The organism is Variovorax sp. SRS16 (assembly GCF_901827165.1).
Classification (GTDB): Bacteria; Pseudomonadota; Gammaproteobacteria; order Burkholderiales; family Burkholderiaceae_C; genus Variovorax.
This window is the reverse complement of record NZ_LR594666.1, coordinates 3,191,151-3,216,038: the sequence shown is the minus strand read 5'-3', so window position 1 is coordinate 3,216,038 and position 24,888 is coordinate 3,191,151. Positions and strand designations below refer to the sequence as shown.

The 24,888-nt window shown below is 69.0% G+C and carries 24 protein-coding genes; 5 read left to right on the top strand and 19 right to left on the bottom strand.

Going from position 1 to position 24,888, the window contains the following annotated elements; translation table 11 throughout:
* Positions 1-3: 3 nt before the first annotated feature.
* Complete coding sequence (locus tag E5P2_RS15540; protein ID WP_197908506.1) at positions 4-912, top strand: hypothetical protein; 909 nt, start codon at positions 4-6, stop codon at positions 910-912.
* Between the two features lie 15 nt (positions 913-927).
* On the opposite strand, the gene E5P2_RS15535 is transcribed toward E5P2_RS15540, so the two are convergent.
* The 14 genes from E5P2_RS15535 to E5P2_RS15470 all read right to left on the bottom strand — a co-directional run bounded on the left by E5P2_RS15535 (position 928) and on the right by E5P2_RS15470 (position 14,383).
* Complete coding sequence (locus E5P2_RS15535) at positions 928-1,698, bottom strand: SDR family NAD(P)-dependent oxidoreductase (protein WP_162568033.1); 771 nt, start codon at positions 1,696-1,698, stop codon at positions 928-930.
* Entirely contained in the window at positions 1,695-2,270 is a 576-nt protein-coding gene (locus E5P2_RS15530) for a DUF2889 domain-containing protein (RefSeq protein WP_162568032.1), read from the bottom strand. The genes E5P2_RS15535 and E5P2_RS15530 overlap by 4 nt, the downstream gene beginning before the upstream one ends.
* Before the next feature lie 21 nt (positions 2,271-2,291).
* A complete protein-coding gene (locus E5P2_RS15525) occupies positions 2,292-3,371 on the bottom strand; it encodes an SDR family oxidoreductase (RefSeq protein ID WP_162568031.1) in 1,080 nt (359 codons plus the stop codon).
* Positions 3,368-4,117: an SDR family oxidoreductase gene (locus E5P2_RS15520; protein WP_162568030.1), complete on the bottom strand. Its 750-nt coding sequence runs from the start codon at positions 4,115-4,117 to the stop codon at positions 3,368-3,370. The genes E5P2_RS15525 and E5P2_RS15520 overlap by 4 nt, the downstream gene beginning before the upstream one ends.
* Complete coding sequence (locus tag E5P2_RS15515) at positions 4,118-4,549, bottom strand: Zn-ribbon domain-containing OB-fold protein (RefSeq protein ID WP_162568029.1); 432 nt, start codon at positions 4,547-4,549, stop codon at positions 4,118-4,120.
* The gene (locus E5P2_RS15510; protein WP_162568028.1) at positions 4,546-5,730 is read right to left on the bottom strand and encodes a thiolase C-terminal domain-containing protein; all 1,185 of its coding nucleotides are present in this window, start codon (positions 5,728-5,730) and stop codon (positions 4,546-4,548) included. Before E5P2_RS15510 ends, E5P2_RS15515 begins: the two co-directional genes overlap by 4 nt.
* Positions 5,727-7,355, bottom strand: a complete 1,629-nt coding sequence (locus E5P2_RS15505) for an AMP-binding protein (RefSeq protein WP_162568027.1) — start codon at positions 7,353-7,355, stop codon at positions 5,727-5,729. Before E5P2_RS15505 ends, E5P2_RS15510 begins: the two co-directional genes overlap by 4 nt.
* Positions 7,352-8,860, bottom strand: coding sequence for an FAD-dependent oxidoreductase (locus tag E5P2_RS15500; RefSeq protein WP_162568026.1), 1,509 nt, complete (start codon positions 8,858-8,860; stop codon positions 7,352-7,354). The genes E5P2_RS15505 and E5P2_RS15500 overlap by 4 nt, the downstream gene beginning before the upstream one ends.
* Before the next feature lie 11 nt (positions 8,861-8,871).
* Positions 8,872-9,561 carry an ABC transporter ATP-binding protein gene (locus tag E5P2_RS15495; RefSeq protein WP_162568025.1) on the bottom strand — a complete coding sequence of 230 codons (690 nt, stop codon included), beginning with the start codon at positions 9,559-9,561 and terminating at the stop codon, positions 8,872-8,874.
* On the bottom strand, positions 9,545-10,318 hold the full coding sequence (locus E5P2_RS15490; RefSeq protein WP_162568024.1) for an ABC transporter ATP-binding protein: 774 nt from the start codon (positions 10,316-10,318) through the stop codon (positions 9,545-9,547). Before E5P2_RS15490 ends, E5P2_RS15495 begins: the two co-directional genes overlap by 17 nt.
* The gene (locus E5P2_RS15485; protein WP_162568023.1) at positions 10,315-11,283 is read right to left on the bottom strand and encodes a branched-chain amino acid ABC transporter permease; all 969 of its coding nucleotides are present in this window, start codon (positions 11,281-11,283) and stop codon (positions 10,315-10,317) included. The genes E5P2_RS15490 and E5P2_RS15485 overlap by 4 nt, the downstream gene beginning before the upstream one ends.
* Before the next feature lie 21 nt (positions 11,284-11,304).
* Entirely contained in the window at positions 11,305-12,183 is an 879-nt protein-coding gene (locus E5P2_RS15480; RefSeq protein WP_162568022.1) for a branched-chain amino acid ABC transporter permease, read from the bottom strand.
* A 28-nt stretch (positions 12,184-12,211) separates the two neighbouring features.
* Positions 12,212-13,459 carry an ABC transporter substrate-binding protein gene (locus E5P2_RS15475; RefSeq protein WP_162568021.1) on the bottom strand — a complete coding sequence of 416 codons (1,248 nt, stop codon included), beginning with the start codon at positions 13,457-13,459 and terminating at the stop codon, positions 12,212-12,214.
* A gap of 168 nt (positions 13,460-13,627) precedes the next feature.
* The gene (locus tag E5P2_RS15470) at positions 13,628-14,383 is read right to left on the bottom strand and encodes a TetR/AcrR family transcriptional regulator (protein WP_162568020.1); all 756 of its coding nucleotides are present in this window, start codon (positions 14,381-14,383) and stop codon (positions 13,628-13,630) included.
* A 121-nt stretch (positions 14,384-14,504) separates the two neighbouring features.
* Here E5P2_RS15470 and E5P2_RS15465 point away from each other — a divergent pair, with 121 nt between their 5' ends.
* Positions 14,505-15,191 (top strand): GntR family transcriptional regulator, encoded by a 687-nt coding sequence (locus tag E5P2_RS15465; protein WP_162568019.1) that lies wholly within the window; start codon positions 14,505-14,507, stop codon positions 15,189-15,191.
* 30 nt (positions 15,192-15,221) lie between these two features.
* Here the strand turns inward: E5P2_RS15465 and E5P2_RS15460 are convergent, their stop codons facing one another.
* From E5P2_RS15460 to E5P2_RS15450, 3 genes are read right to left on the bottom strand one after another with little or no spacing between them, the layout of a single operon-like run.
* A complete protein-coding gene (locus E5P2_RS15460; protein WP_162568018.1) occupies positions 15,222-16,196 on the bottom strand; it encodes a Bug family tripartite tricarboxylate transporter substrate binding protein in 975 nt (324 codons plus the stop codon).
* Positions 16,197-16,221: 25 nt separating this feature from the next.
* Complete coding sequence (locus E5P2_RS15455; protein ID WP_162568017.1) at positions 16,222-17,025, bottom strand: RraA family protein; 804 nt, start codon at positions 17,023-17,025, stop codon at positions 16,222-16,224.
* Positions 17,022-17,708: an RraA family protein gene (locus E5P2_RS15450; protein WP_162568016.1), complete on the bottom strand. Its 687-nt coding sequence runs from the start codon at positions 17,706-17,708 to the stop codon at positions 17,022-17,024. The genes E5P2_RS15455 and E5P2_RS15450 overlap by 4 nt, the downstream gene beginning before the upstream one ends.
* Positions 17,709-17,794: 86 nt before the next feature.
* Here E5P2_RS15450 and E5P2_RS15445 point away from each other — a divergent pair, with 86 nt between their 5' ends.
* Positions 17,795-21,307 (top strand): indolepyruvate ferredoxin oxidoreductase family protein, encoded by a 3,513-nt coding sequence (locus E5P2_RS15445; protein WP_443083555.1) that lies wholly within the window; start codon positions 17,795-17,797, stop codon positions 21,305-21,307.
* 153 nt (positions 21,308-21,460) lie between these two features.
* Positions 21,461-22,363 (top strand): SDR family oxidoreductase, encoded by a 903-nt coding sequence (locus tag E5P2_RS15440; protein WP_162568014.1) that lies wholly within the window; start codon positions 21,461-21,463, stop codon positions 22,361-22,363.
* Here the strand turns inward: E5P2_RS15440 and E5P2_RS15435 are convergent.
* On the bottom strand, positions 22,360-22,752 hold the full coding sequence (locus E5P2_RS15435; protein ID WP_162568013.1) for a DUF488 domain-containing protein: 393 nt from the start codon (positions 22,750-22,752) through the stop codon (positions 22,360-22,362). The genes E5P2_RS15440 and E5P2_RS15435 overlap by 4 nt on opposite strands.
* Positions 22,753-22,897: 145 nt before the next feature.
* Between E5P2_RS15435 and E5P2_RS15430 the strand changes: the two genes are divergently transcribed.
* A complete protein-coding gene (locus tag E5P2_RS15430) occupies positions 22,898-23,713 on the top strand; it encodes a crotonase/enoyl-CoA hydratase family protein (RefSeq protein ID WP_162568012.1) in 816 nt (271 codons plus the stop codon).
* A gap of 17 nt (positions 23,714-23,730) precedes the next feature.
* Here the strand turns inward: E5P2_RS15430 and E5P2_RS15425 are convergent, their stop codons facing one another.
* Positions 23,731-24,873 (bottom strand): acyl-CoA dehydrogenase family protein, encoded by a 1,143-nt coding sequence (locus E5P2_RS15425; protein WP_162568011.1) that lies wholly within the window; start codon positions 24,871-24,873, stop codon positions 23,731-23,733.
* Between the last annotated feature and the right edge of the window lie 15 nt (positions 24,874-24,888).

The window sequence follows — 24,888 nt, the reverse complement described above, 5'->3', positions numbered from 1 at the left end:
GGCATGAATCGCCTGCGGGTCATCGCGTGCCGCTGCCTTCTTCGCGTCGGTCTGGGGCTCGCGCTCGGCGCGCTGGCGCTTGCATCGCGGGCGGCGCCGGAGGCCGGGTCGGCGCAGGCCTTGCGCGACATGCAGTACCAGCTGGCCGACGCGCTCGCGCACAGCAGCCTGAACCGTTCGGTCCACCTCGATTCGTCCGAGACGCCGGACGGTGTGCAGGGCGATGTCTACGCCATCGTCGACCACCCGCTGGACGAGCTGCGCGACACACTCGGTGATGCGGCGCCCTGGTGCGAGATGCTGATGCTCCACATCGACAACCGGCGCTGCCGCGTGACGCGGCGGCCCGAAGGCGACACGCTCACGCTGAGCGTGGTGCGCCGCTACGACAAGCCGGTCGAGCAGGCGATCGAGATCGCGTTCGACTGGCGCAATGCGAGCAACGCGCGCGACTACCTCGCGATCGACCTGCATGCCGCGGCCGGCCCGCTGGGCACGCGCAACTACCGTGTGGCGCTCGAAGCCGTCGCGCTGAACCCGCACCAGACCTTCCTGCATTTCGGCTATGCCTACGACCACAACATGATGGCTCGGCTCGCCACCATGGCCTATCTCGCGACCTTCGGCAGCCACAAGGTCGGCTTCACGGTGGTGGGCGCCGATGCCCGAGGCCGGCCCGCATACATCCATGGCCTGCGCGGCCTGGTGGAGCGCAACGCGATGCGCTATTTCCTCACGCTCGATGCCTATTTGGACGGCGTCGCCGTGCCGGCGCCGCAGCGCTTCGAGGCGCGGCTGCGCCAGTGGTTCGGCGCCATCGCGCAGTATCCGGAGCAGCTGGATGAAACCGATCTCGCGACCTACCTGGCGTTGAAGCGTGCCGACCGCGAACGCGAGGCCGCCGCACGCTGAGCGCGCACCGGCGCCTCACATCCAGCTGAGCGTCTGACCGCCGTCGACCGTGAGCACGGCACCCGTGATGTAGCGCCCCGCATCGGACGCGAGCAGCAGAAAGGCGCCATCGAGATCCTCGGGAACGCCGAAGCGGCGCATCGGCGTGCGCTTGAGCATCGCGTCGTGAAAGCCCCGGTCGGTCAGCGTGGCCTGCATGTCGGTCTCGATGTTGCCGGGGCACAGCACGTTGACGCGGATGTTCTTGCCCGCCAGCTCGAGCGCCATCACCTGGCTGAACTGGATGAGCCCGGCCTTCGAGGCCGCATAGCTCGCCATGAAGCTGCCGGCGCGCAAGGCCGCCGTCGAGGCGACGTTGACGATCGCGCCGCGCCGCAGCGCCAGCATGCGGCGCGCCGCCTCCTGCGCGACGCGGAACGCGCCCTTGAGGTTGGTGTCGATGACGCGATCCAGGTCGGCATCGGCATGACCGACGAAGGTCTCGGCATGCAGCACGCCGGCGTTGTTGACGAGCACGTCGACCGGCGCACCGAGCCGCTGCTCGGCCGCATCGAAAGCCGGCGCGATGCTGCGCAGGTCGGTGACGTCGAGGTACACCGATGCGGCGCGGTGGCCGGCTGCGTTCAATGCCGCGGCTGCGGCCTCGGTGCGATCGCCGCGGCGCGCCGCGAGCGCCACCGCCGCGCCGGCCGCCGCGAAGGTCCGCGCCACATGCAGCCCGATGCCGCTCGATGCACCGGACACCAGCACGGTCCGCCCGGCCAGGTTGAACATCGCATCGCTCATGCCGACGCCTTCGCGCGCCACGCCGCATCGGGGAACACCATCGCCACCGTCTCGCCGTCCTCGCGCCAGACGCGGCAGCCGTCGACGAAGAAAGGCTTTTGCACCTGATGCACGCTGGCCGCGAGCGGATCTTCGCCCAGGGGATCGTCGCCGCCGCACAGCGCCTGGTAGGCCGTGGTCGCGATCGGCTCGAACAGCGAGACCAGGTGCGTGCAGCTGTTGCGCCCGCCGAAGATCTCGTGCACGCGCCGGCGCCAGCCGCTGGCCATCGGCATGCCGATCAGCGCGGCGAACTCGTCGCTGCGCGCGGCGCAGGGCACGAAGGGCGCGGCATCGCTCGACGATTCGACCGCGCGCACCACCAGGCCGGTGTCGATGGTCACGCGCACCCACATGTCGTGGATCGGGCCGCCGGCCGGGATCGTGCCGCGGCGGAAGTCCTGCATGTCGAAGGCCTTGGTGTCGCGCAGATGGGCCTCCACGTCCCACAGGCCGTCGTCGCGGCGATAGGCCTGTGTTTCCACCAGGCGCCGGTGCACGGCGCGGCGCGGCGCGGGGTCGGAGAGCGGCATGCGGCGTTCCTTGTCGGTAGGTCAGGGGATCAGGCGCGCCGCGCGCATCCGCGCCAGGTGGCCGAGCAGCGAAGCCTCGGTCGACACCGTGTCGTGGAAGCCGTGCTCGCGCAGCTTGATGGTGGACGACATGTCGTCCCAGGTCGCGGCAAAGAGGAAGTCACCGAAGCGCCAGTTGGCCAGCTGGTTCAGCGCGAGCGGCTGCAGCCCGTGCGCGGCGACGATGCGCTGCCACTGCGCCTCGGCGCCGCCGAAGCTTTGCACCAGCGACATCGGGCGCGCCTGCGCGCTCGGCAGCCCGAAGAATTCGGCCAGCCGCGGCCACAGGCGGCGCCAGCGGAAGTAATCGCCGTTGATCACGTTGTAGTCCTGGTTCGCGGCGCGCGCCTCGGTGGCCGACCAGATCATGGCCCGCGCCAGCAGATCGGCGTCGGTGCATTGCGAGAGGGCATCGAAGGCGGCGTCCGAACCGGGAAAATAAAACGGCAGGTCCATCGCCTTGCACAGCGAGCCGTAGGCGCCGAGCAGCGTGACGCAGTTGTGCGGGTACTGTGTGCCCACGCCGAGCACGATGTGGGGCCGCACGGTCGACCAGGTCCAGCCGCGCAGTCGCGCGCGGCGCCGCATCTCGTCGTGCTGCGCGTAGTAGAAGACCGGCGCGTCGCAGCGCGGATCGTCCTCCTGCGCCGGCGTCGCATAAGGGCCGAGATGGCTGCCGTACCACTTGGTGCCATGCACCAGGCACACATGCGACAGCGCGCCCGGCGGGTCGTCGAGGCCATCGAGCAGGTTCACCAGCATCGCGAGGTTGGCGCGCGTCTCGCGATCCGGATCGAGGTCGCTGGCGCGCGCGGCGAAGAAGACGTGCGTGACCTCGCCGGCGAGCGGCCCGAGCTGGCGCCGGCACGCGGCCGGGTCGGACAAGTCGAGCGGGAGATGCAGATGGTTCTCTGCGGATGCGGGCTGCGGATCCGCGGCACGCGCGATGCCGATGGTTCGCCAGCCGCCATCGTGCAGCGCCGCGAGCAGGCGCGAGCCGACCAGGCCCAGCGCACCCGCGACCAATGCGCAGCGCCGCGGTGCAGCCAGGACGTCGCTCATCGCCGCTCTCGCGTCGGCAGCAGCACCATCTCCGCGATCGAGACATGCGGCGGCTGCGCGAGTGCATAGCACACGGCGCGCGCGACATCCTCGGGTTCGAGGAGCTGTGCGAAGCCTTGGTAGAACGCATCGGCGCCTGCGGTGTCGCCATGCAGGCGGCTGCCGGCGAAGCCGGTGCGCACCACGCCGGGCGCGATCTCCGTGATGCGCACGCCGGAATCCGGATAGTCCGCGCGCAAGGCCTGCGCGAAGCCGCGCAGCGCGTGCTTGCCGGTGCTGTAGGCGGCCAGGCCGGCAGCAGGGCGGCGCGCCGTGATGGAGCCGATGAGAACGATGTCACCGGCCTCGCGCGCCAGCATCGCAGGCAGGCACAGCTGCGTCAGCCGCATCGCGGCTTCGACATTGAGGCGCAGGCCGGCGAGCCACTCGCCGGGCGCGTGCTGGTCGAAGGGCTTGCCGCCGCCGAGGTCATGGCCGGCGCAATGGACCAGCGCCTCGACCGCATCCAGTGCGTCCGGCGCCACGCGCTGCAGCAGCTGTGCCGCGTCCTCCTGCGCCAGGTCGCCCGAGCCGTAGCGGATGGCATCGAGTGCGGCGAATTCGGCGGGCGCGGCAGCGCGGCGGCCGAGCGCCAGCACGCGCCAGCCCTGCGCCGCGAGCTGCAGCGCCGTGGCCTTGCCGATGCCGCTGCTCGCGCCGCTCACGATGGCCAGCCGGCTCGGCGCCCGCTGCGACGCGGCTTGCATCTACGCCTCCGTGCCGGCCGGGCGCCAGCGTGGCATCGAGATCTCCGGCGACACCTGCTCGAACCACACCTGCACCGGCAGGTCGGCCCGCACCTGCTCCGGCGCGATATCGGTCAGCAGACCCGGCACGAGCACGCCGCGTTGCTCATCCAGCTCGATGATCGCGCTCACGAAAGGCGCGCGCCGCTGCCAGGCCGGGTCGACCGAACGCCGCACCACGATCCAGCTGTACACATGGCCGCGCCCCGAGACGTCGATCCAGGTGAAGTCCGGCGATGCGCAATGCGTGCAGCCCTCGCTCGGATAGAAGCGCAGCCTGCCGCAGCGATCGCAGCGCTGGATGATCAGCCGATGCGCGCGGGCCGCGTCCCAGAAGGGCTGCGTCAGCAGCGTCGGACGCGGCAGCGGAAGATCGAGCAAAGATGTGTTCATGCGTCGACTCCGAGGATCAGCGCGCTGCCGGTGGAGGTCGCGCCGCCGGCGGTCACCAGCCCGAGTTCTGCGCCCCGGACCTGGCGCGTGCCGGCGTCGCCGCGCAGCTGGCTCACGGCCTCGACCGCGTTGTTGAGTCCGTGGATGTAGGCCTCCGACAAGAGGCCGCCGGCCGTGTTGACCGGCAGCTTGCCGCCGATGCGCGCATGCCCTTCGCGGAAGAAGGCACCGGCGCCGCCCTTCTCGCACAGGCCGAAATCCTCGAACTGGCCGATCACGCTGTAGGTGAAGCAGTCGTAGACCTGCGCGAAGTCGAGGTCGCCGCGTTCGATGCCCGCCATGCCGAACAGGCGGTCGGCGATGAAGCGCGCATAGCACTCGGAATGGTCGCCCCAGTAGTTGCCCCACATCAGGCCGCGGTTGGCCGGACCGCTGCCGGTGATGCCGGCGCGCACCGTCACCGGCTTGTGGCGCAGGTCGCGCGCGCGTTCGGTGGATGTGATCAGCAGCGCGCAGGCGCCGTCGCTCTGCAGGCAGCAGTCGTACATGCGAAAGGGTTCCGCGATCCAGGGCGAGGCGCGGTAGTCGTCGAGCGACATCGGCGCGCGCTTCATCGCGCGTGCGTTGTCGGCGGCATGGGCACGGCCGTTCATCGCGACCGCGGCCAGGTCTTCGTCGGTCGTGCCGTACTTGATCATGTGCCGACGGCACAGCATCGCGAAGTGCTGCGCCGGCATGGTGATGCCGCAGGTATCGAGGAACTGCGGCTCGGCGTCCGAATGGATGCTGCTCTCGGCCAGCAGCTCGGAAAACTTCGCGCCGCCGTAGCGCACGCCCGAGGCACCGTTCAGTGCGCGATAGACCAGCACGTGGTCGGCCTGCCCGGTGGCCACCGCCATCGCCGCATGCAGCACCACGCCGCAGGCCATGTTGCCGCCGGCGCCGTAGTCGGCATAGTGGTTCACCACCGGCAGGCCGAGGCCGGTGGCGACGACGCTGGTGGTCGCGGTGTCGCCGAGGCCGAAGCTCACGATACCGTCGACATCGGCCGGCACGAGGCCGGCGTCCTCGATCGCATTGCGGCAAGCCTCGAGTGCAAGGGCCTCGACCGTCTTGCCCGAGTTGCGCGTGTAGTCGGTCCAGCCGATGCCGGCGATCGATGCGGCGCTGTTGAAGTTCATGAGGATTTGTTTCCGGAAGAAGAGGGCGTGCGGACACGCGGTGCGGGCGCCGGCGCCACCCAGGTCTCGGGTGTGACGCCGCGTTCGCGCAGTTCCTGTTTGCGGACTTTCTGCGTCGGCGTCTTCGGCAGCGCGTCGCAGAATTCGATGAAGCGCGGCACCGCGAAGGCCGGCATGCGCGCCGCACAGAAGGCATGCAGCGCGGCCGCGTCGGCCGCTGCGCCGGGCTTGGCGACCACGCAGATCTTCACTTCCTGCTCGTTGTCCTCGTCGGGCGAGCGGATGCCGATGGCGGCGGCTTCCTCGATGCCTTCGTGCTGCATCACGACCTGCTCGACCTCGAAGGAGGAAATGTTCTCTGCGCGCCGGCGGATGCAGTCCTTCATGCGGTCGACGAAGTAGTAGTAGCCATCGGCATCGCGGCGCATCGCATCGCCGGTGTGGAACCACAGGTTGCGCCAGGCCTTGACGGTCTCCTCGGGCATCGCGTTGTAGCCGGCCATGAAGCCATCGGCGACCTTCGGCCGCACCTGCAGCTCGCCGACCTCGCCGTGCGGCAGCTCGTGGTCGGTGTCCGGATCGGCGATGCGGCATTCGAACCAGCGCTCGACCACCTTGCCGCAGGCGCCGTCGCGGCGCGCTTCGTCGCGCGGCTGGTAGAGCGGGCAGTTGGCCTCGGTCGAGCCGTACAACTCGGCCAGCTGGACGCCGAAGCGCTGCTCGAAGACCGGCGCGAAGGCCGGCATCGGCACCGCGCTGGCGATGCGCAGCGCGTTGTCGGCGTCCTCGGGCGTGGCCGGCTGGCGGAACACGAAGTCGGTCATCACGCCCAGCAGGTTGGTCACCGTGGCACCGCTGGCACGCACGTCGGGCAGCCAGCCGCTGGCGCTGAACTGCGGTGCCAGGTGCACGCGGCAGCCGGCGATCAGCGCGCCGTACACCTGCAGCGCCAGCGCGTTGGTGTGGAACAGCGGCAGGGCCGAATAGAAAACGTCGTCACGGCCGATGCCCAGCTGGTCGATGTACACGTGCGGATTGAGGACCATCTGCGCATGCGGAATCATCACGCCCTTGGACTTGCCCGTGGTGCCCGAGGTGTAGACGATGGCGGCGAGATCGCGCGGCGTCACGCGCACGTCGAGCCCGCGCTCGGGTGCTGCGCGCAGCGATTCGAAGTCGATCGTTGGCAGGCGTTGCGGGCGCGCGGGCTGCGCGGCGTCGGGCTTGACCACCACGAGGCGTTCGAGGCCAGGCATCGCGTCTTCCGAGGCCAGCACCACCGGCACGAAGGCGCCCGCCGCGATCATCACGCGCGCGCCCGAGTTGTTCGCCAAGTGCTCGAGGAAGCTGCCGCGGTAGGCCGTGTTGACCGTGACCAGCACCGCGCCCAGCCGGTTGATCGCGAACCAGGCCTCGATGAATTCGGTGCAGTTCGGCAGCATCACCAGCACCCGGTCGCCGAAGCCGACGCCGAGTTCGCGCAGGCCGTTGGCGATGCGAAGCGAGCGCAGCGCCATCTCGCCCACCGACAGCGCGGGCTCGCCCATCATCGAGAAGAAGGCGCGGTCGGGCGCAGCGCGGGTGCGTGCTTCGAGCACGTCGGGCAGGGACCAGGATTCCGTCATGGCAACGTGGTGGAGGACAGGATGGTGGTGGTCGCCGCGGCGGCATGCCGGCCGGCGATGCGGCCCGAGGTGAAGGCCCAGCCCAGATGATGGCCGTGCCCTTCGAGCAGCAGGCCACCCTGGCCGGTCGAGCCCGCGGCATAGAGGCCGCGCACCGGTATCGAGCCGCGCACCACGACCTGCAGTTCGGGCGTGACCCTGACGCCGCCGTCGGTCAGCACGACGTAGCTGTGGATCGGGCCGAGCGCATGGAAAGGTCCCATCCGCGGTTCGCGGCTGTTGTTCAGCGAGGCCAGCAGCGCGGCCGGCGGCATGTCCAGCTGCTTGGCCAGCGCCGTTGCGTCGCCGGCCTTCGTGTACAGGTCGGGCCGCGTGCGGACGTAGTCGCCGAAGTAGGCCCAGGCGATGCCCGGCGCGGTCGACACCGCATGCGGCGGCGCGCTGTAGCGTTCGGCCTGCCGGTCGTCGAAGATCAGCCAGGCGCTGCGCTCGGGCGCCGCAGCCACCGCCTTGCCGAGGCTGCCTTCGATCGGCTGGATGCGCTGGCCGTTGCGGTCGACCAGCAGCACGCCGTCGGCGAACAGCGCGGCCTCGGGCCCGAGCACGGTGGTCATGAAGCGCATCACCAGCGGATGCACGATCGTGCTCGGCAGGTGATGCAGCAGCCAGGCCATGGTGCGCGTGATCGGCGCCCAGGGCGGAACGCGCTGCGCCAGGCCCTTGCGCGGCGGCGGCGCGAAGCGCATCACCGGGCCGAGGATCAGGTCGCCGTTGAGCACCTCGCCGCCGATCTCGAGCACCATGCGCTGGCAGTCGCCGGTGTTGGTCGCGTTGACCGCCGGCACGCGCGCCAGCGCCGCCGAGCCGTAACGGGTCTTGAAGTCGACGCTGCCGCTGTAGTCGCCGCCCGCCAGCACCACGCCATGGCGCGCGGTGTAGAGCACCGGCTGGTCGTGTGCATCGCGCGCCTCGATGCCGCACACCGTGTCGCCGTCGAGCACGATGCGCGAGGCGCGCGTCGACAGGTGGATGTCGACGCCGGCGCGGCGCGCGGCGCGTGTGAGGTGCCAGACATAGGAGCCCGAGGTCGGCAGCACGTTGTGCATGCGCGGCAGGCGGTGCGGCGGCTCCGCGCCGGGGCCGAAGAACTCCACGCCCAGGCTGCGCAGCCAGGCCACCGTGTCGGTCACGTTGTGCACCAGCGTGTGCCGCAGTGCGAGGTTGTCGCGCGGCAGCAGCGCACCGGCCAGCTTGGCCATGTCCTCGAAGTGATGCTGCGGATCGTCGACGATACCTTTGCGTTGCTGGTCGGGCGTGCGCGTCGCGGTGATCGAGCCGACCGACCAGCCGGTGCTGCCGCCGGTCTGCGGGTTCTTCTCGATCAGCACCACCTGGCGGCCGGCGCGCGCGGCTTCGATGGCCGCGGCCAGGCCGGAGCCGCCGCCACCGACGACCAGCACGTCGGTCTCGACGGTGCGAGCGGAAGGGTTGACGGTGGCGTCCATGCTTCGGGTGCTCACAAGGCCAGCAGGGCCTTGATGTGCTCGACGTCGGCGCGCGCCGCGTCCCCGTCCTTGCGGTACACCACGCGGCCGCGGTCGAGCACGGCAAGCTCGTCGGCGATCGAGAGCGCGAAGCGCAGGTCCTGCGCCGCCACCACCATGGTCTGGCCGGCGCGCTTGAGGTCGTGGATGGTGCCGGCCAGCGTCTTCACCATGATCGGCGACAGGCCCTCGGTCGGCTCGTCGACCAGGAGCAGGCGCGGATTGCCCATCAGCGCGCGCGCGATGGTCAGCATCTGCTGCTGGCCGCCGCTTAGCAGGCCGGCGCGGCGCTGGCGGAATTCCTCCAGCGCGGGAAAGGCGCGGAAGGCTTCGCGCCGCGACCACGCACCGCGGCGCAGCTCGGCGATCTCGAGGTTCTCTTCCACCGTCAGGTCGGCGAACACGCGCCGTTCCTCGGGCACGTAGCCGATGCCGGCCTGTGCGATCCGGTGCGGCGGCAGTCCGCGCAGGCTCATGCCATCGAACACGATCTCGCCGGAGCCCGGCGGCACCAGGCCGATGATGCTTTTGAGCAGCGTCGACTTGCCGACGCCGTTGCGCCCGAGCAGCGACAGCACGCGCCCTTCGGCCACGTCCAGCTCGACGTCGAAGAGCACGTGCGCCGGGCCGTACCAGGTGTTGAGCTCAGTGCAGCGCAGCATCTTCGTCGTCGTCCTCGCCCAGGTAGACCTCCTGCACACGCCGGTCGGCGCGCACCGCGGCGGGCGCACCGTCGGCGATGCAGCTGCCCTGATGCAGCACCGTGATGCGGTCGGCGATCGCGAACACCATCTCGATGTCGTGCTCGGTGAACAGCACCGCCACGCCGCGCTCGCGGTTGATCGAGCGAATCAGATGGATCACGATCGCGCGCTCGTCCGGGCTCATGCCGGCGGTCGGCTCGTCGAGCAGCATCACCTTCGGCCGGCCGGCCATCGCGATCGCGAACTCGAGCCGCTTGCGGTCGCCCGCGGCCAGCTCGCCCGCGATGCGCTCGGCCTGGCCGTCGAGCCGCACCAGCTGCAGCAGTGCCAGGGCCTCGTCGCGCAGCATCGGTGCGGCAGGGCGGAACATGCGCGTGCACAGGCCGTGCTGCGCCAGCAGCGCCATCTGCACGTTCTCGAACACGCTGAAGCCGGCGAAGATGCTGGTGATCTGGAACGAGCGCGCCACGCCGCGGCGCGCGGTCTCGTGCGGCGGACGTCCGCAGATCGAGCGGCCCTGGAACATCACGCGGCCCGCGCTCGGCGCGAGATGGCCCGACACCACGTTGAGCAGCGTGCTCTTGCCGGCGCCGTTGGGCCCGATCAGCGCGTGCACGCTGTTCTCGCCGACCTGCAGGTTGACGCCGCTGAGCGCATGGAAGCCGGCGAAGTTCTTGCCGATGTCCTCGATGGACAGGATCGTGCTGCGGCTCATGGGCGATGTTCCGTCACGGCCCGGCGCTTGCGCGCGAGGCTGCCGACGATGCCGTTCGGCAGGAACAGCACGATCAAGAGCACCAGCGTGCCGAACACCAGGAGCGGGTATTCGAAGCGGCTGGTGACGGCGAAATTGGTGAACACGAAAAGCGCCGCGCCGACGATCGGCCCGACGAAGTTGTGGATGCCGCCGGCCAGCGCCATCAGCACCGGGTCGGCCGACTGGCTCCAGCCGAGCAGCGACGGAAAGGCCATCTGCTGCAGCGGCGCGCGCAGGCCGCCGGCGATGCCGGCAAAGGCGCCGGCCACCACGAACACGCGCAGTTCCAGCCGCCGCACGTCGAGTCCGATGTAGGCCGCACGCTGCCGGTTGTCGCGGATCGCGCCGAGCGCGATGCCGAAGGGCGAATGCGTGATGCGGTGGATCAGCCAGATGCACAGCGCCACCACGACGAGGCTGAAGTAGTAGTAGTTGCGCGCCGACAGCATCCAGTCCGGCAGCGCCACCGGCAGCCCGTCGTCGCCGCCGGTGAAGCTGTACCAGCCGAGCACCAGCGTGAACACCAGCTGCCCGAAGGCCAGCGTGAGCATCGCGAAGTACATGCCGGTGACCCGCACCGAGAGCCAGCCGATCGCGAAAGCGCCGAGCGCGGCCACGACCGGCGCCGCCGCGAGGCCGAGCCACGGCGGCACGCCGTACTTGTTCTGCAGGATCGCGACCGCGTAGGCGCCCAGCCCATAGTAGGTCGCGTGCCCGAAGGACAGCATGCCGCCCTGGCCGAGCAGCAGGTTGTAGCTCATCGCGAACAGCGACATGATGAAGAAGTCGACCGTGAGGAAGACATAGCTTTCGCCGAGCACCAGCGGCAGCAGCGCGAACACGAGCGCGGCAGCGCACCAGCCGATCGCGGCGCGCGACCCGCGCGGCGCGGATGTGTGCGAAGTGGGCAGGGCGGCGCTCATGCTCGAAGGACGGGTTGCGGGTCAGGCCGTGCTGCGGCCGAGCAGCCCCTGCGGCCGCAGCACCAGCACGGCGCACAGCGCGATGAAGATGAAGGCGATGGCCAGCTTCGGCGCGAACAGGATGCCGACCGACTTGGTCACGCCGATGATCAGCGCGCCCAGCAGCGCGCCGCCCACGCTGCCGACGCCGCCGATGATGACGACGGCGAAGCACTCGATGATGATCGAGCTGTCGATGCCCAGCGAGATCGAGCCGACCGGCGCAGCCAATGCGCCGCCCAGGCCGGCCAGCCAGGCGCCGAGCGCGAACACGCCGGTGTACAGGCGCGGCACGTCGATGCCGAGCGCGCCCACCATCGCGCCGTCGGCGACCGAGGCCCGCAGCACCTTGCCGAAGCGCGTGCGCGTGAGCAGCAGGTGCAGCGCGATCGCGATCACTGCGCCGACCGCGATCAGGAGCGCGTAGTAGCTCGGGAAGGGCGTGCCGAAGAGATCGAAGGCGCCGTCCAGGCCGCTCGGGCGCGCCACCACGTGGTTGTCACGGCCCCAGATCAGCTTCACGCCGTCGGCGAAGATCAGCGTCAGCGCATAGGTCAGGATCAGCTGGTATTGATGCGCGCGCGTGACGATGCGGCGCAGCAGGAAGCGCTCGACCCCCGCGCCCAGCAGCGCGACGCCCAGCGGCGCCACCAGCAGCGAGACGACGAAGCCCGTCGTGCCGCCGCCGACCCAGCGCGTCAGCGTGAAGCTCAGGTAGGCGGCGATCATGTAGAACGAGCCGTGCGCGAAGTTGGCGACGCGCAGCGTGCCGAAGATCAGCGTCATGCCCGAGGCGACCAGGAACAGCACCATGCCGCTGCTGACGCCGCTCAGGGCCTGGACCAGGATGCTCTCGAACATGCGCCGTGCTGCCTTTCGGGGTCCGGGTCTACTTGACCGCGGCGCGGGCCTGCTCGATCTCGGCCGGCGTCGGCCAGATCTTCTCGGCCGGCACGTACTTGACGTGCGTCAGCGTCTTGAACGGGTACTTGTCGCTCTTCGTGACGGTGCCGATGTAGGAGCCGACGGTGCCCTGGTGGTCGATGGCGCGGAAGCTGATCGGGCCGCGCAGGCCGTCGTACTTCACCTGCTCGACGGCCTTGACGATCGCGTCCGATTCCAGCGAGTTGGCCTGCTTGATCGATTGCGCGAGGATCTGCAGGCCCTCGTAGCCCATGATGGCCCAGTCCGCCGGATAGTCGTTGTACTTGGCGCGGTACTGCTCGACGAACTTGGTCATGCGGTCGCCCTCGATCGCGAAGAAGGGCGCGCGCATCTGAGCGATCAGGCCGTCGGGCATCTCGCTGCCGAGCGCCTTCATGTCGTCGAGGAACACCAGGCTGGCGACCTTGGTCTTGTCGAACACGCCGTACGGCTTGCCCTGCTTGACGAAGCCGATCAGGTCGGCACCCCACAGGTACGAGAAGATCACGTCGGGCTTGGACGACATCAGGCTCGTGATGTAGCTGCTGTAGTCGGGCTCGCCGAGCTTGGGCCACGCTTCGCCGACCACCTGGGCCGAGGGATTGACCTTCGCGAGCCAGTCCTTGAAGTACTTCAGGCCCTGGTGTGCGGCCTCGTAGTCGCCGCCGATGAAGGCGATGCGCTTGTTGCCGGGACCGATGGCCTCGGCCATCGCGCGGGCCTCCATGAGGCCGGAGGGAACCACCGTGAAGACATAGGGATGGAAGGTTTCGGTGGTCAGCCGCGGCGTGTTCGGGATGGTCATCATGACCACCTTCTTGTATTGCTTGGCGACCGCGGACACCGTCATGCCCACCGCGCTGCCGTCGGGGCCGATCAGGAAGTCGACGTTCTCGCGCGTGATGAGGTCGCGCGTGTGCGAGGTGCCGAGGTCGGGCTTGAGCTGCGAATCGCGCACCAGTAGCTCGAGCTTGCGCCCGAGCAGGCCGCCGCTCGCATTGAGCTGGTCGATGGCCAGCTGCACGCCGTTGACCTGCGAGCGCGCATAGGCCGCCGCGATGCCGGTGAGGTCGGTGGTCATGCCGACCTTGATCGGCTTGTCCTGCGCGGCCGCGGGCATGGCCGACATCAGGATGCCGAGGGCTGCCGCCGCACCGGTTGCAAGGGCCGCGCGGCGGCTGCGAAAGGCGGACGCGAAACGAGGAATGGTCATGCGCTTGTCTCCTTCTTGATCGGTGTTCCGGGCCGGCCGCGGCGCCTTGCCGTGCCGGAGGCCAAAGTTGTCTCTTCTCGGCTATCTCTTATTTGAATGAGGCTTCATTCAAATTTATTTTTGCGCGCCGCCTCCGCCCTGTCAAGGGTAGGGACCCGTGCCCGCGCGTCAGGCGGCGCGGCGCGTGCTGCGGCGGGTGGAGGGCGCGGCCGTCTTGGCGGGCTTGACCGGCCCGGACCGCTTCGCCGGAGGGGCGGCCTGCAGGATCGGGCCCAGCAGCATGTCCAGCCCGGCGTCGACGTAGGCCTCGCGCTCGAACTGGCCCTTGAGCCGCCACGCATTGAGCGCCCACGAATGGACGAAGACCACGATGTGGTAGGTCATCATCGCGACGTCGACCCGGCGGAAGACGCCGGCCTCGATGCACTCGGTCACGCGCTCGCCGATGAGCTCGGTCGACTTGGTTTCCTTGGCCATCAGGCCCTTGGTCAGCGCCTTCGACAGCGAACGCGTCTCGCGGTAGCCGAGCAGCGCGGCCTCGCGGTGCTCGTCGATCACCCGGCAGTAGGCGTGCACCGCCGCGCGAAAGCGCGACAGCGGATCGCGCGCGGCACGGACCGCCAGCGGGATCTCGCTGAGATAGGCATCGAAGATCTGGCCGATGGCGGCCGCGAGCAGGTCTTCCTTGTCCTTGAAGTATTGGTAGATGAGGCCGACGCTCACGTCCGCGCGCTCGGCGAGGTCCTGCGTCGTGGTGCGGTGGAAGCCCTTGGTGCCGAACAGGTCGAGCGCCGCGGTGAGGATCTGCTGGCGGCGGGCTTCGACCAGTCCCTCGATCTTGCGGCGGCCGCGCCGGCGCGGCAGGACCAGTGCGCCAACCGTTCCGCCCACCGTGCGCGGTGAATTGTTTGAATCAAGGCTCATCGAATTGACTATAAGGTCCCGCCCTCTTCGTGTCGAGACGCCGCATCGTGATTCAGAAGCGACATCGAGATCGAGTCCGTATCATCGCGTGTATATTTTTGCGTATCACCTGAAGTCGAGGATGCCCCACGTGCCCCACCGCAAGGAACTGCCGCAGCGCGCGGTCGATACCGTCTACGACACCTTGAAGCAGCGGATCCTGCGCAACAAGCTGTCCGGTGGAAGCCAACTGCTGGAAGACGCGGTCTCGGCCGACCTCGGCGTCAGCCGCACGCCGATCCGCGAGGCATTGGCGCGGCTCGAGGCGGAAGGCTTGATCGAGGCGGTCCCTCGCCACGGCTATCGGGTCCTGCCGATCACGATGGACGACATGCGGGACATCTACCAGGTGCTGTCGCCGCTGGAGACGGTGGCCGCGGAACTGCTCGCCGAGAAGAAGCCCAACACGGTGGAGGTCAAGGCGCTGCAGGAGGCGGTCGACCGCATGGCCGCGGCCCTGAAGGCCGACGACCTCGATGCCTGGGCCGAGGCCGACGAGACCTTCCATGCGCGCCTGGTCGATCTGTGCGGCAATCGCCGGCTCGCGAAAGTCGCGCACCTGCTGTTCGCCCAGTCGCACCGCGTGCGGCTCTTCACCTTGCGGCTGCGCGACAAGCCGATGTCATCCGTCAAGAATCACGCGGCCCTCGTGGATGCCATCCGCAAGGGCCGCCCCGATCTGGCCCGGGCGGTGCACGCAGGGCAGCGGACCCACTGGACGGACACCATGGGTCAGTTGCTCGAGCGCCTGAACATCCACCAGCTGTGAAGCGCCGCCGACGGCCCGCGGGCCGTCGGCTCAATCGCCCTTCGCGCCGGACAGCTCGACCAGCTTGCCCCAGCGTTCCTTCTCCGCGGCGACGAAGGTGCGGAATGCATCCGGGCCCTTGAAGTTCGCATTGACGCCGGCATCCGAAAAGATCTTCTGCACATCGGCGCGTGTGAGCACGACCTGAATCTCGCTCGCCAGCCTGTCGACGATCGGACGCGGCGTCCTGGCCGGCGCGAAGATGCCGTACCAGTGCGTGTAGTCGGCGTTCTCGTAGCCTTGCTCGGACATCGTGGGAACGTCGGGCAGCTGGGCCAGCCGATGGTCGTCGATCACGGCGATCGCACGCAGCCGTCCGGATTTGATCTGCGGCAGCGCGGCGCCGGTGGTCGACACGAGCATCGAGACCTGGTTGCCCAGCAGGTCCGTGATGGCGGGTGGAATGCCCTTGTAGGGCACATGCACCATGTCCAGCTTGTTCCGTGCGCGGAAGAGCTCGGAGATCAGGTGCGAGGTGCTTCCGGTTCCGTAGGACGCATAACTCAGCGGCGTCCTGGTCTTGCGCGCGTAGTCCACGAACTCCGCGAGGTTCCTGGCCGGCGTGCTGCTGTTGATCAGCACCACATGCGGGCCGGTCGCCAGCAGCGCCACGGGCTGGAAGTCCTTGATCGGGTCGTAGCGCAGGTTCCTGAAGAAGGTCGCGTTGATGGCATGCGTGTTCGTCACGCCGAGCACCAGCGTGTAGCCGTCGGCCGGCGCGCGGGCGACCAGCTCGGTGCCGATGATGCCGGATGCGCCCGGCCGGTTGTCGATGACCATCGGCCGGCCCAGCCGTTCCTGCAGCTTGTTGGCGACGGCGCGCGCGATCAGGTCGGTGCCTCCGCCCGCGGGCCATGGCACGACCAGGGTCACTTCCCTGGCCGGCCACCCATCCGCATGGGCCGCGATGTTCCAGGCGCCGCAGACCATGCCGGCCGCCAGCTGGATAAACAGTCTTTTGTCCATTCTTGTCTCCTTCGGGGGCAGGGCTTCAATGGTCTTCGAGCGTCCGCTGGACTTCCGCGGACGAGGGCAGCTCGCCGTCCGCCAGATAGCGCTCGAAGAGCGGCCGAAGCGCAGCCGGCATCGGATAGGCCTGGCGCAGCGCGAGGCCGGCCAGCAGCAGCGATCGGCAGAACTGCTCTTCGCGGGTGAAGCGGTCGAAGCCGTCGATCACGTCCAGCACCCAGCGCTGCGGCACGACGATGACGGCATCGCGGTCGGCCAGGATCCAGTCGTCGGGCAGCACCAGCGCGCCGCCGCACTGCACCGGCACATCGACCTCCCAGGCCACCAGCGTCGGCGCCGAAGGCACCGGAAACGTGCCCGCTGCAAAGACGGGCAGGCCGACTTCCTCCAGGCCGGCGAGGTCGCGCATCACGCCGTCCGTGGCCACGCCGACCGCGCCGGCGAGCTTCGCCCGCAGCGCCAGCATGTCGCCCAATACCGAGCCGCCCGGCCAGCCCTGTGCATCGAAGATCAGGAAGTCGCCGGGCCGGGTCGCGTCGAGCAGCCGGAAGTTGGCGGGCCCGCCCGGTGCCTGCCGGTGGTCGATGCGGGTCGGCAGGCAGCGCAGCGTGCGCGCGCGTCCGGCCACGGAGCCCTTCAGCGGGAACAGCGCCTTGACGCGCGCCAGGACCAGCTCGGCGGGCGCCTGTTCCTTGAGCAGGTCGAGCGCCGCGGTGGTCGGGATCAGCGAGAGCGCCTTGCGGATCGCATCGTCGTCCGGCGATGGCGCCGCTGGCTCGGCCAGGCGATCGCTCGCGCGCGTGCGCAGTGCGGTCGCGCCGCTCATGACGCCGCCTTCAGCATGTCGTCGTACTTGACCTTCTGATGCGCCTCGATCGGATGCTCGCCGTTGCGGATGGCGGCGATCACGCGGTCCTCGGTCTCCTTCACGAAGCGCGCGATCTTCAGGACCTCGGCCATCCGTTCGTGCGGCACGACCACGACGCCGTTCTCGTCGCCCACGATCAGGTCGCCCGGGCGCACGACGTTGGTCCCGAGCTTCACGTCGATGTCGTGCCCCACGTAGCCGACGCGGCCGCGCACCGACTGATGGATGAAGCCCTTGCCGAACACCGGCAGGTCGAGCGTCTTGAATTCGTCGATGTCGCGCGACACGCCATCGCACACCACCCCCGCGAGGCCGTAGTGCTTGCTGGTCGCGCCGGCCACGCCGCCGAAGGTGTTCAGGTCCATGCGGCCGCCGATGTCGATGACGAGCACGTCGCCCGTGTGCGCTTCCATGATGGCCTGGAGCGTGCCGATCACGGTCGTGATCTCCTTGTGCGACGACTCGACGGGCGCGAGCTTCAGGGTCATGGCCGGGCCCACGATCTTCCTGCAGCCTTCCCACAGCGCGCCGATCTGCGTCGGCGCGCACTGGAGGCCCAGACGATCGAGCGCGTCGCTCACGTTGGAAGTTGAAACGGCCATGAAGCCGTTGACGAGTGCCTTGCTGATGGGTTGTCGCATGAAGTCTCCTGTTGAGTGCGAACGAGCGTGCCGTCGGAAAGAACGGTGCACAGCCTCAGTGTACATTTCTACGTATCCACAATACAATATCTAAACAGATACAAGATGAATATTTCATGACCTTGCGAACCCTGGCGCTCGACGACAAGTACACCCTCGCCGAAGGGCGGGTCTTCATCACCGGAACCCAGGCGCTGGTGCGTCTGCCGATGACGCAGCGGCTGCGCGATCGCAGCCGCGGACACGACACCGCCGGCTACATCAGCGGCTATCGCGGCTCGCCGCTGGGCGGGCTCGACGATCAGCTGGGCAAGGCAAGGAAGCATCTGGCCGCTCACCCGCTCGTCTTCGTGCCCGGTGTCAACGAGGAGCTCGCCGCCACCGCGGTCTGGGGTTCGCAGCAGGCCGAGATCGGCGGCGAGGGCAAATACGACGGCGTGTTCGCCCTCTGGTACGGCAAGGGACCCGGCGTGGACCGCAGCGGCGATGCGTTCCGCCACGGCAACCTGGCCGGTTCGTCGAAGCTGGGCGGCGTGCTCGTGCTGCTGGGCGACGATCACACCTGCGAGTCGTCCACCACCTGCCACCAGAGCGAGTTCGCGATGGTCGACGCGATGATTCCGGTGCTGAGCCCGGCGGGCGTGCAGGAGATCCTGGATTTCGGCGTGATCGGATGGGCCCTGTCGCGCTACAGCGGCTGCTGGGTTGCGATGAAATGCGTCAAGGACACGGTCGAGGCCACCGGCTCGATCGACGTCGATGTCCATCGCGTCCGCATCGCGATCCCCGAAGGCATGGACTTGCCGGCCGACGGCCTCCATATCCGCCAGCCCGACACGCCGCACGCGCAGGAGGCGCGGCTGCACCGCCACAAGCTCGGCGCGGTGCGGGCCTTCGCGCGCGCCAACCGGATCGATCGCACCCTCATCGACGGGCCGGCCGCGAAGCTCGGCGTGATCACCCATGGCAAGAGCTATCTCGACGTGCTGCAGGCACTCGACGACCTTCATCTTTCGCAGCCCGCGGCTGCAGCGCTCGGGCTGCGCCTCTACAAGGTCGGCATGCCCTGGCCGTTGGAGCCGGAAGGCGCGGCGGATTTCGCCGCCGGGCTGCAGAAGATCCTCGTCGTCGAGGAGAAACGCAGCCTGATCGAGTTCCAGCTCAAGGAACAACTGTACGGCCGGCGCGACGCGCCCGCCATCGTCGGCAAGCAGGACGAGAACGGCCGCGCGCTCTTCCAGCCCGAGATGGCGCTCGATTCCAACCAGGTCGCGATCGCCATCGCCGAGCGCCTGCTGGCGCTCGGCGACAACGAGGCGCTGCGCCGGCGCGTGGACGAGATCCGCGCTCGCCGCACACCGCGGGGCGTCATCGACATCGTGTCGCGCAGCTTCTATTTCTGCAGCGGCTGCCCGCACAGCAGCTCGACTGTCGTGCCCGAAGGCAGCAAGGCCTACGCCGGCATCGGCTGCAGCTGGATGGCACAGGCGATGGACCGCGCCACCACCGGCTACACGCAGATGGGCGCCGAGGGGATGTCGTGGGTCGGCGAGGCGCCGTTCTCGCGCCGGCGCCACATGTTCCAGAACATCGGCGACGGCACCTACTTCCATTCGGGGCTGCTGGCGATCCGCGCGGCGGTCGCCGCCGGCACGAACATCACCTACAAGATCCTGTTCAACGACGCGGTCGCGATGACGGGCGGGCAGCGCCATGACGGCCCGCTCGACGTGCCGGCCATCGCGCACCAGGTTCGCGCGGAAGGCGTGAGGCGCATCGCCGTCGTCAGCGACGAGCCGCACAAGTATCCGGCGGCCACCGCCTGGCCGGCGGGCCTGACGATCCACCACCGCGATGCGATCGACGAAGTCCAGCGCGAGCTGCGCGAGATCGAAGGCGCCAGCGCCCTGATCTACGACCAGACCTGCGCGGCCGAGAAGCGCCGTCGCCGCAAGCGGGGTGCCTTTCCCGATCCGGCCCGGCGCGTGGTCATCAACGATCTGGTCTGCGAAGGCTGCGGCGATTGCGGCGTCCAGTCCAACTGCGTGTCGGTGCAGCCGCTGGAGACCGAGTTCGGACGCAAGCGAAGCATCGACCAGTCCTCGTGCAACAAGGACTACTCGTGCGTCAAGGGCTTCTGCCCGAGCTTCGTGAGCGTGCTTGGCGGCAGCCTGCGCAAACCGCAACGCGTGACGGACGCGGCCGCCTTCGCCGCGCTGCCGGAGCCCGCGCGGCCGCCGATCGACCAGCGCGTCTACAGCATCCTGGTGGCCGGCATGGGCGGCACCGGCGTCGTCACGATCGGCGCGATCCTCGGCATGGCGGCGCATCTGGAAGGCCGCGGCTGCGGGCTGCTGGACATGGCCGGCCTGGCGCAGAAGGGCGGCTCGGTCTGGAGCCATCTGCGCTTCGGCCCGACGCCCGATTCGATCAAGACGATCCGCATCGCGGCGGGTGGCGCGGACCTGATCCTGGGCTGCGACATGATCGTCGCCGGCCATTCGAAGACCCTGGCCGCGGCGCGGCGCGGACGCACGCGGATGCTCGTCAACACCCAGGAGACGATGCCGGGCGACTTCGCGCGCGATGCCGACATGCGCTACCCCCGCGGGGGATTGCGCGGCAACGTGCGCGCCGCGGTCGGCGACGAGGGCGCCGAGTTCGTGGATGCGGGCCGCATCGCCACGGCGCTGATGGGCGACAGCATCGCGGCCAACATGTTCATGCTGGGCTTCGCCTGCCAGCGCGGACTGATTCCGCTCGCCGTCGCGTCCATCGAGGCGGCGATCGCGCTCAACGGAGCGGCCGAGCAGATGAACCAGGACGCCTTTCTGTGGGGACGCCGCGCGGCCCTGGATCCGGAGGCCGTCGAGCGACTGCTGGCATCGGCGCGCACATCGGCCGGCGATGCCGTCTCGCCGCTGCCGGTGAAGAGCCTGGACGAGGCCATCGCCTCGCGCAGGGCATTCCTCGTCGGCTACCAGGACGAGGCCTACGCGCAGCGCTACGTCGATCTGGTCGAACGGGTGCGCGCGGTCGAGGCGCGCGCCTTTGCGGGACGCAGCACGCTCACCGAGGCCGCCGCACGCTGCTACTTCAAGCTGCTGGCGATCAAGGACGAGTACGAGGTGGCGCGCCTGCACGTGCAGAGCGGCTTCCTCGACCGCGTGTCACGGCAGTTCGAGGGCAGCTACAGGCTCGTCTTCCATCTTGCACCGCCTCTGCTTTCCAGGCGCGACGCGAAGGGCGAGTTGAAGAAGAGGGAATTCGGCCCGTGGGTCATCCCCGTGTTCCGCATCCTCGCGAAGCTTCGCTTCCTGCGCGGCACCGCCTTCGATGTGTTCGGCTACACCGCGGAGCGGCGCATGGAGCGCTCGCTGATCCGGCGCTACGAGGACAGCATCGACGCGATCCTCTTGGCTCTCGAACGCAGCAGGGATGCATCGCAGCACGACGCGGCCGTGGCGCTCGCGTCGCTGCCGGAGCAGATCCGCGGCTACGGCCACGTGCGCGCCCGGAGCCTCGAACCTGTGCGCGAGCGCGAACGCGAGCTGCTCGATGCGCTGCGGCGCACGCCGGTGCTCAGTCCGCCCGCGTGAGCAGCGACACATCGCTGCCATCGAGCGCAGAGGAGGAGGGCATCGGCCGGAATTCTTGCGATGGGTGTCACCTTCGAGCTTACCGGCAGCCGCCGTCGGCTCTACGATGCGCTTCTCAACCCGCGTTCCATCGCGACAAAGAAGGAGAGCCTCATGTTCCAGACCGATCTCATGGCCGGCCAGCGCATCCTCGTGACCGGCGGCGGTACCGGCCTCGGCCGCGCGATGGCCGAGCGCTTTCTCGGCCTCGGCGCCGACATCGCGATCTGCGGCCGGCGCCAGAGCGTGTGCGAGGCCACCGCGGCCGAATGGCGCACGCAGTTTCCGGGCCGCCGCATCGACACCTTCGGCGTCGACATCCGTGTCGCGCAGGCGGTGGACGAGATGGTCGACAGCCTCTGGCAATCGGGCGGCCTCACCGGCCTCGTCAACAACGCGGCGGGCAACTTCGTCGCGCCGACCGAGAGCCTGTCCTCGCGCGCCTTCGACGCGATCGCGAACATCGTCTTCCACGGCAGCTTCTATGTCACCCAGGCAGTGGGCAAGCGCTGGGTCGCCGAGGCCAAGGCCGGCCAGTGGAAGGCCGGCGATCCGTACCGCAGCGTGATGAGCATCATCGTGACCTGGGTCGACAACGGCGGTCCCTACGTCGTGCCGTCGGCGATGAGCAAGGCCGGCGTCGAGGTGATGACCAAGTCGCTCGCGCTCGAGTGGGCGCGCTACGGGATCCGGCTGAACGCGGTCGGTCCCGGCGAGATCCCGACCGAGGGCATGAGCAAGCGCCTGAATCCGGGCGAAGAGCCCGGCGCGCGCAGCAAGGAACACAACCCGATGGGCCGCACCGGCGACATGAGCGAACTGCAGAACCTCGCGGCCTTCCTGATGGCGCGCGGCCAGTGCGACTGGCTCACCGGCCAGAGCATCATGATGGACGGCGGCAACGCGCAGGCGACCGGCGGCAACTTCTACGAGCTGCGCAAGTGGAGCGATGCCGACTGGCTCGAAGCGCGCGAGCGCATCGAGGCGCAGAACCAGAAGGACAAAGCCCAGCGCTAATTCGCGTCGATCTCCGCCCCGCGCTCCGCCAGGAGCGCGCGCAGAAAGCCCCGGTGGCAATGCGCCTCGTCCTCGCAATAGCAGCCGATCGCGAAGGCGCTGTGGTGCGACAGCGCGGCCAGCAGGTCCAGGCTGCGGCTCGCATCGGGCTCGGCCATCTCGTGCCTGAACTTGCGGCCGAACGCAGCCCATTGCGCGGGCGTCTCGGCGGCCTGCGCCATCTTCATGGTCTCGACCGAGGGCGCGAGGTTGGGATACCAGACGTCGTACCAGTCCTGCGAGGCGAACTCGGACTTCGGCACGCCGCGCGGCGGGCGGCGCACGGTGCCGATGCGCAGGCCCTCGCCGGGTGCGCGCGCGGTGCCGAGACGGACGATGCGAATGGCCATGGTGTCGTTCCTTCGATGCGGGTTGCCAGGCCCCGACGATACCGCCATCGCGGTGCTGCGTGGCATGGCGCCGCCTGTTGGCTGGGCGACAGCGCGGTCATCGCCGAAGGCCGATACTCGGCGCCTCACTGCCAGGAGACCCGCCATGAACGACCGCATCGAATCCATCCGCCATGCCGACGGCGTGGTCGAACTGCATCTGGCCCGCGCCGACAAGATGAATGCGCTCGACCCGGCGATGTTCGAGGCGCTGATCGACGCCGGCAGCCGCCTTCGCGATGACGCTGTAGTGCGCGCGGTGGTGCTCGCGGGCCGCGGCAAGGCCTTCTGCGCCGGGCTCGACATGCAATCCTTCCAGCGCATGGGGCAGGGCGGTGCTGGCGAGGTGCTGGGTTCGGGCGCGGCCGCGGACATCCTCGCGCGCACGCACGGCATCGCCAATGCGGCACAGCAGGTCGCGCTGGTCTGGCGCGAAGTGCCGGTGCCGGTGATCGCCGCGGTGCACGGCGTGGCCTTCGGCGGCGGCCTGCAGGTCGCGCTCGGCGCGGACGTCCGGCTGGTCGCGCCCGACACGAAGCTGTCGGTGATGGAGATCAAATGGGGCCTGGTGCCCGACATGGGCGGCATGGTGCTGATGCGCGAGCTGGCGCGGACCGATGTCGTGCGCGAGCTCACCTTCACCGGCCGCATCTTCTCGGGCGAGGAGGCCGTGACGCTCGGTTTCGCCACGCGGCTCGCGGCCGATCCGCTGGCCGATGCCCTGCGCATGGCGCACGAGATCGCACAGAAAAGCCCGGACGCGATCCGTGCCGCCAAGCGCCTGCTCAACGCGGCGACAGGGCACAGCGCGGCTGAGCTGCTGCTGGCCGAATCGGTCGAGCAGAAGGCGCTGATCGGCAGCCCGAATCAGACCGAGGCGGTGCGCGCCAACATCGAACGGCGTGCGCCGCGCTTCGCGTAGCCCTTGCTTCGTGCTGTTCAACCGCTCAACAACTCGCGGGCGATGACGATCCTCTGAATCTGATTCGTCCCTTCAAAAATCTGCGTCAGTTTGGCGTCGCGCATCCAGCGTTCCACAGGATAGTCGCGCGTATAGCCATAGCCGCCAAACACCTGCACCGCATCCGTGGTCACCTTCATGGCCATATCGCTGGCGAAACACTTGGCCACGCTGGCAAGATAGTTCAGTCGCTTCCAGTCACCGCCATCTGCGGCACCGGCACATTGGTACACCAGGCCGCGCGCCGCTTCGACCTGAATCGCCATGTCCGCGAGCATGAACTGGATCCCCTGGAAATCAGAGATGCTGCGCTTGAACTGCCGCCGCTCGCGCGCATAGGCGATGGCGGCATCGAGCGCTCCCTGTCCCAGACCCACGCACTGGGCGCCGATGGTGGGCCGGTTCATGTCGAGCGCTCGCATCGAGGCACGAAATCCCCTGCCCTCGTCTCCTACCAGGTTTTCAAGCGGCACCTCCACGTCGTCGAGGAAGATCGGCGTGTTCGGCGCGCCGCGAAAACCCATCTTGCGTTCGTGTCGGCCAAAGGTGATGCCGTTCATGCGCTTGGGTTCCAGCAGGAAGGCGCTGATGCCAGCCGCCCCGGCCTCATCGCTGGTTCGCGCATAGAGCATGATGAACTCGGCCTCGCAACCATAGCTGCACCATTGCTTGCGCCCGTTCAGTACATAGTGATCTCCCTTGCGGACCGCCCGCGCGGCAATCGCACCGACGTCGGACCCGGCCTGGGGTTCGGAAATGGCGGTCGCGGTGACAGTTCCTTCCCGAGCCAGCAGGGGCAGGATTCTCTGTCGCTGCGCCTCGGTGCCGAAATGGAGCAGCGGCATGGCCAGCATGGTGTTGAGTCCCGCCAAGGTTGCGCAGGCCGGGGAGACCCGTGCGATCTCCTCGCGCGCGATGCACATCATCGTGAGGTCACCGCCCGGGCCACCATACTGCTCGGGGACCAGAAGTTGCACCCATCCCATTTCTCCGAAGAGCTTTACCAGTTCGGTGGGGAAACGGTCGGTCTCGTCGATCTCCGCTGCAATCGGTGCCACGTGCCGCTCCACGACCCTTCGCACGCTGTCGCGGAAAGCCTGTTGTTCTTCCGTGAATATCATGTCAAATCCATCCGA

What these genes read in the sequence shown, in the direction of transcription:
- E5P2_RS15440 (WP_162568014.1), top strand. Translation starts at nt 21,461, where the DNA reads ATGTTCCAGACCGATCTCATGGCCGGCCAGCGCATCCTCGTGACCGGC.
- E5P2_RS15540 (WP_197908506.1), top strand. Translation starts at nt 4, where the DNA reads ATGAATCGCCTGCGGGTCATCGCGTGCCGCTGCCTTCTTCGCGTCGGT.
- E5P2_RS15430 (WP_162568012.1), top strand. Translation starts at nt 22,898, where the DNA reads ATGAACGACCGCATCGAATCCATCCGCCATGCCGACGGCGTGGTCGAA.
- E5P2_RS15505 (WP_162568027.1), bottom strand. Translation starts at nt 7,355, where the DNA reads ATGACGGAATCCTGGTCCCTGCCCGACGTGCTCGAAGCACGCACCCGC.
- E5P2_RS15460 (WP_162568018.1), bottom strand. Translation starts at nt 16,196, where the DNA reads ATGGACAAAAGACTGTTTATCCAGCTGGCGGCCGGCATGGTCTGCGGC.
- E5P2_RS15485 (WP_162568023.1), bottom strand. Translation starts at nt 11,283, where the DNA reads ATGAGCGCCGCCCTGCCCACTTCGCACACATCCGCGCCGCGCGGGTCG.
- E5P2_RS15475 (WP_162568021.1), bottom strand. Translation starts at nt 13,459, where the DNA reads ATGACCATTCCTCGTTTCGCGTCCGCCTTTCGCAGCCGCCGCGCGGCC.
- E5P2_RS15510 (WP_162568028.1), bottom strand. Translation starts at nt 5,730, where the DNA reads ATGAACTTCAACAGCGCCGCATCGATCGCCGGCATCGGCTGGACCGAC.
- E5P2_RS15490 (WP_162568024.1), bottom strand. Translation starts at nt 10,318, where the DNA reads ATGAGCCGCAGCACGATCCTGTCCATCGAGGACATCGGCAAGAACTTC.
- E5P2_RS15425 (WP_162568011.1), bottom strand. Translation starts at nt 24,873, where the DNA reads ATGATATTCACGGAAGAACAACAGGCTTTCCGCGACAGCGTGCGAAGG.
- E5P2_RS15435 (WP_162568013.1), bottom strand. Translation starts at nt 22,752, where the DNA reads ATGGCCATTCGCATCGTCCGTCTCGGCACCGCGCGCGCACCCGGCGAG.
- E5P2_RS15455 (WP_162568017.1), bottom strand. Translation starts at nt 17,025, where the DNA reads ATGAGCGGCGCGACCGCACTGCGCACGCGCGCGAGCGATCGCCTGGCC.
- E5P2_RS15470 (WP_162568020.1), bottom strand. Translation starts at nt 14,383, where the DNA reads ATGAGCCTTGATTCAAACAATTCACCGCGCACGGTGGGCGGAACGGTT.
- E5P2_RS15465 (WP_162568019.1), top strand. Translation starts at nt 14,505, where the DNA reads ATGCCCCACGTGCCCCACCGCAAGGAACTGCCGCAGCGCGCGGTCGAT.
- E5P2_RS15530 (WP_162568032.1), bottom strand. Translation starts at nt 2,270, where the DNA reads ATGCCGCTCTCCGACCCCGCGCCGCGCCGCGCCGTGCACCGGCGCCTG.
- E5P2_RS15520 (WP_162568030.1), bottom strand. Translation starts at nt 4,117, where the DNA reads ATGCAAGCCGCGTCGCAGCGGGCGCCGAGCCGGCTGGCCATCGTGAGC.
- E5P2_RS15525 (WP_162568031.1), bottom strand. Translation starts at nt 3,371, where the DNA reads ATGAGCGACGTCCTGGCTGCACCGCGGCGCTGCGCATTGGTCGCGGGT.
- E5P2_RS15535 (WP_162568033.1), bottom strand. Translation starts at nt 1,698, where the DNA reads ATGAGCGATGCGATGTTCAACCTGGCCGGGCGGACCGTGCTGGTGTCC.
- E5P2_RS15500 (WP_162568026.1), bottom strand. Translation starts at nt 8,860, where the DNA reads ATGGACGCCACCGTCAACCCTTCCGCTCGCACCGTCGAGACCGACGTG.
- E5P2_RS15450 (WP_162568016.1), bottom strand. Translation starts at nt 17,708, where the DNA reads ATGCGACAACCCATCAGCAAGGCACTCGTCAACGGCTTCATGGCCGTT.
- E5P2_RS15515 (WP_162568029.1), bottom strand. Translation starts at nt 4,549, where the DNA reads ATGAACACATCTTTGCTCGATCTTCCGCTGCCGCGTCCGACGCTGCTG.
- E5P2_RS15480 (WP_162568022.1), bottom strand. Translation starts at nt 12,183, where the DNA reads ATGTTCGAGAGCATCCTGGTCCAGGCCCTGAGCGGCGTCAGCAGCGGC.
- E5P2_RS15495 (WP_162568025.1), bottom strand. Translation starts at nt 9,561, where the DNA reads ATGCTGCGCTGCACTGAGCTCAACACCTGGTACGGCCCGGCGCACGTG.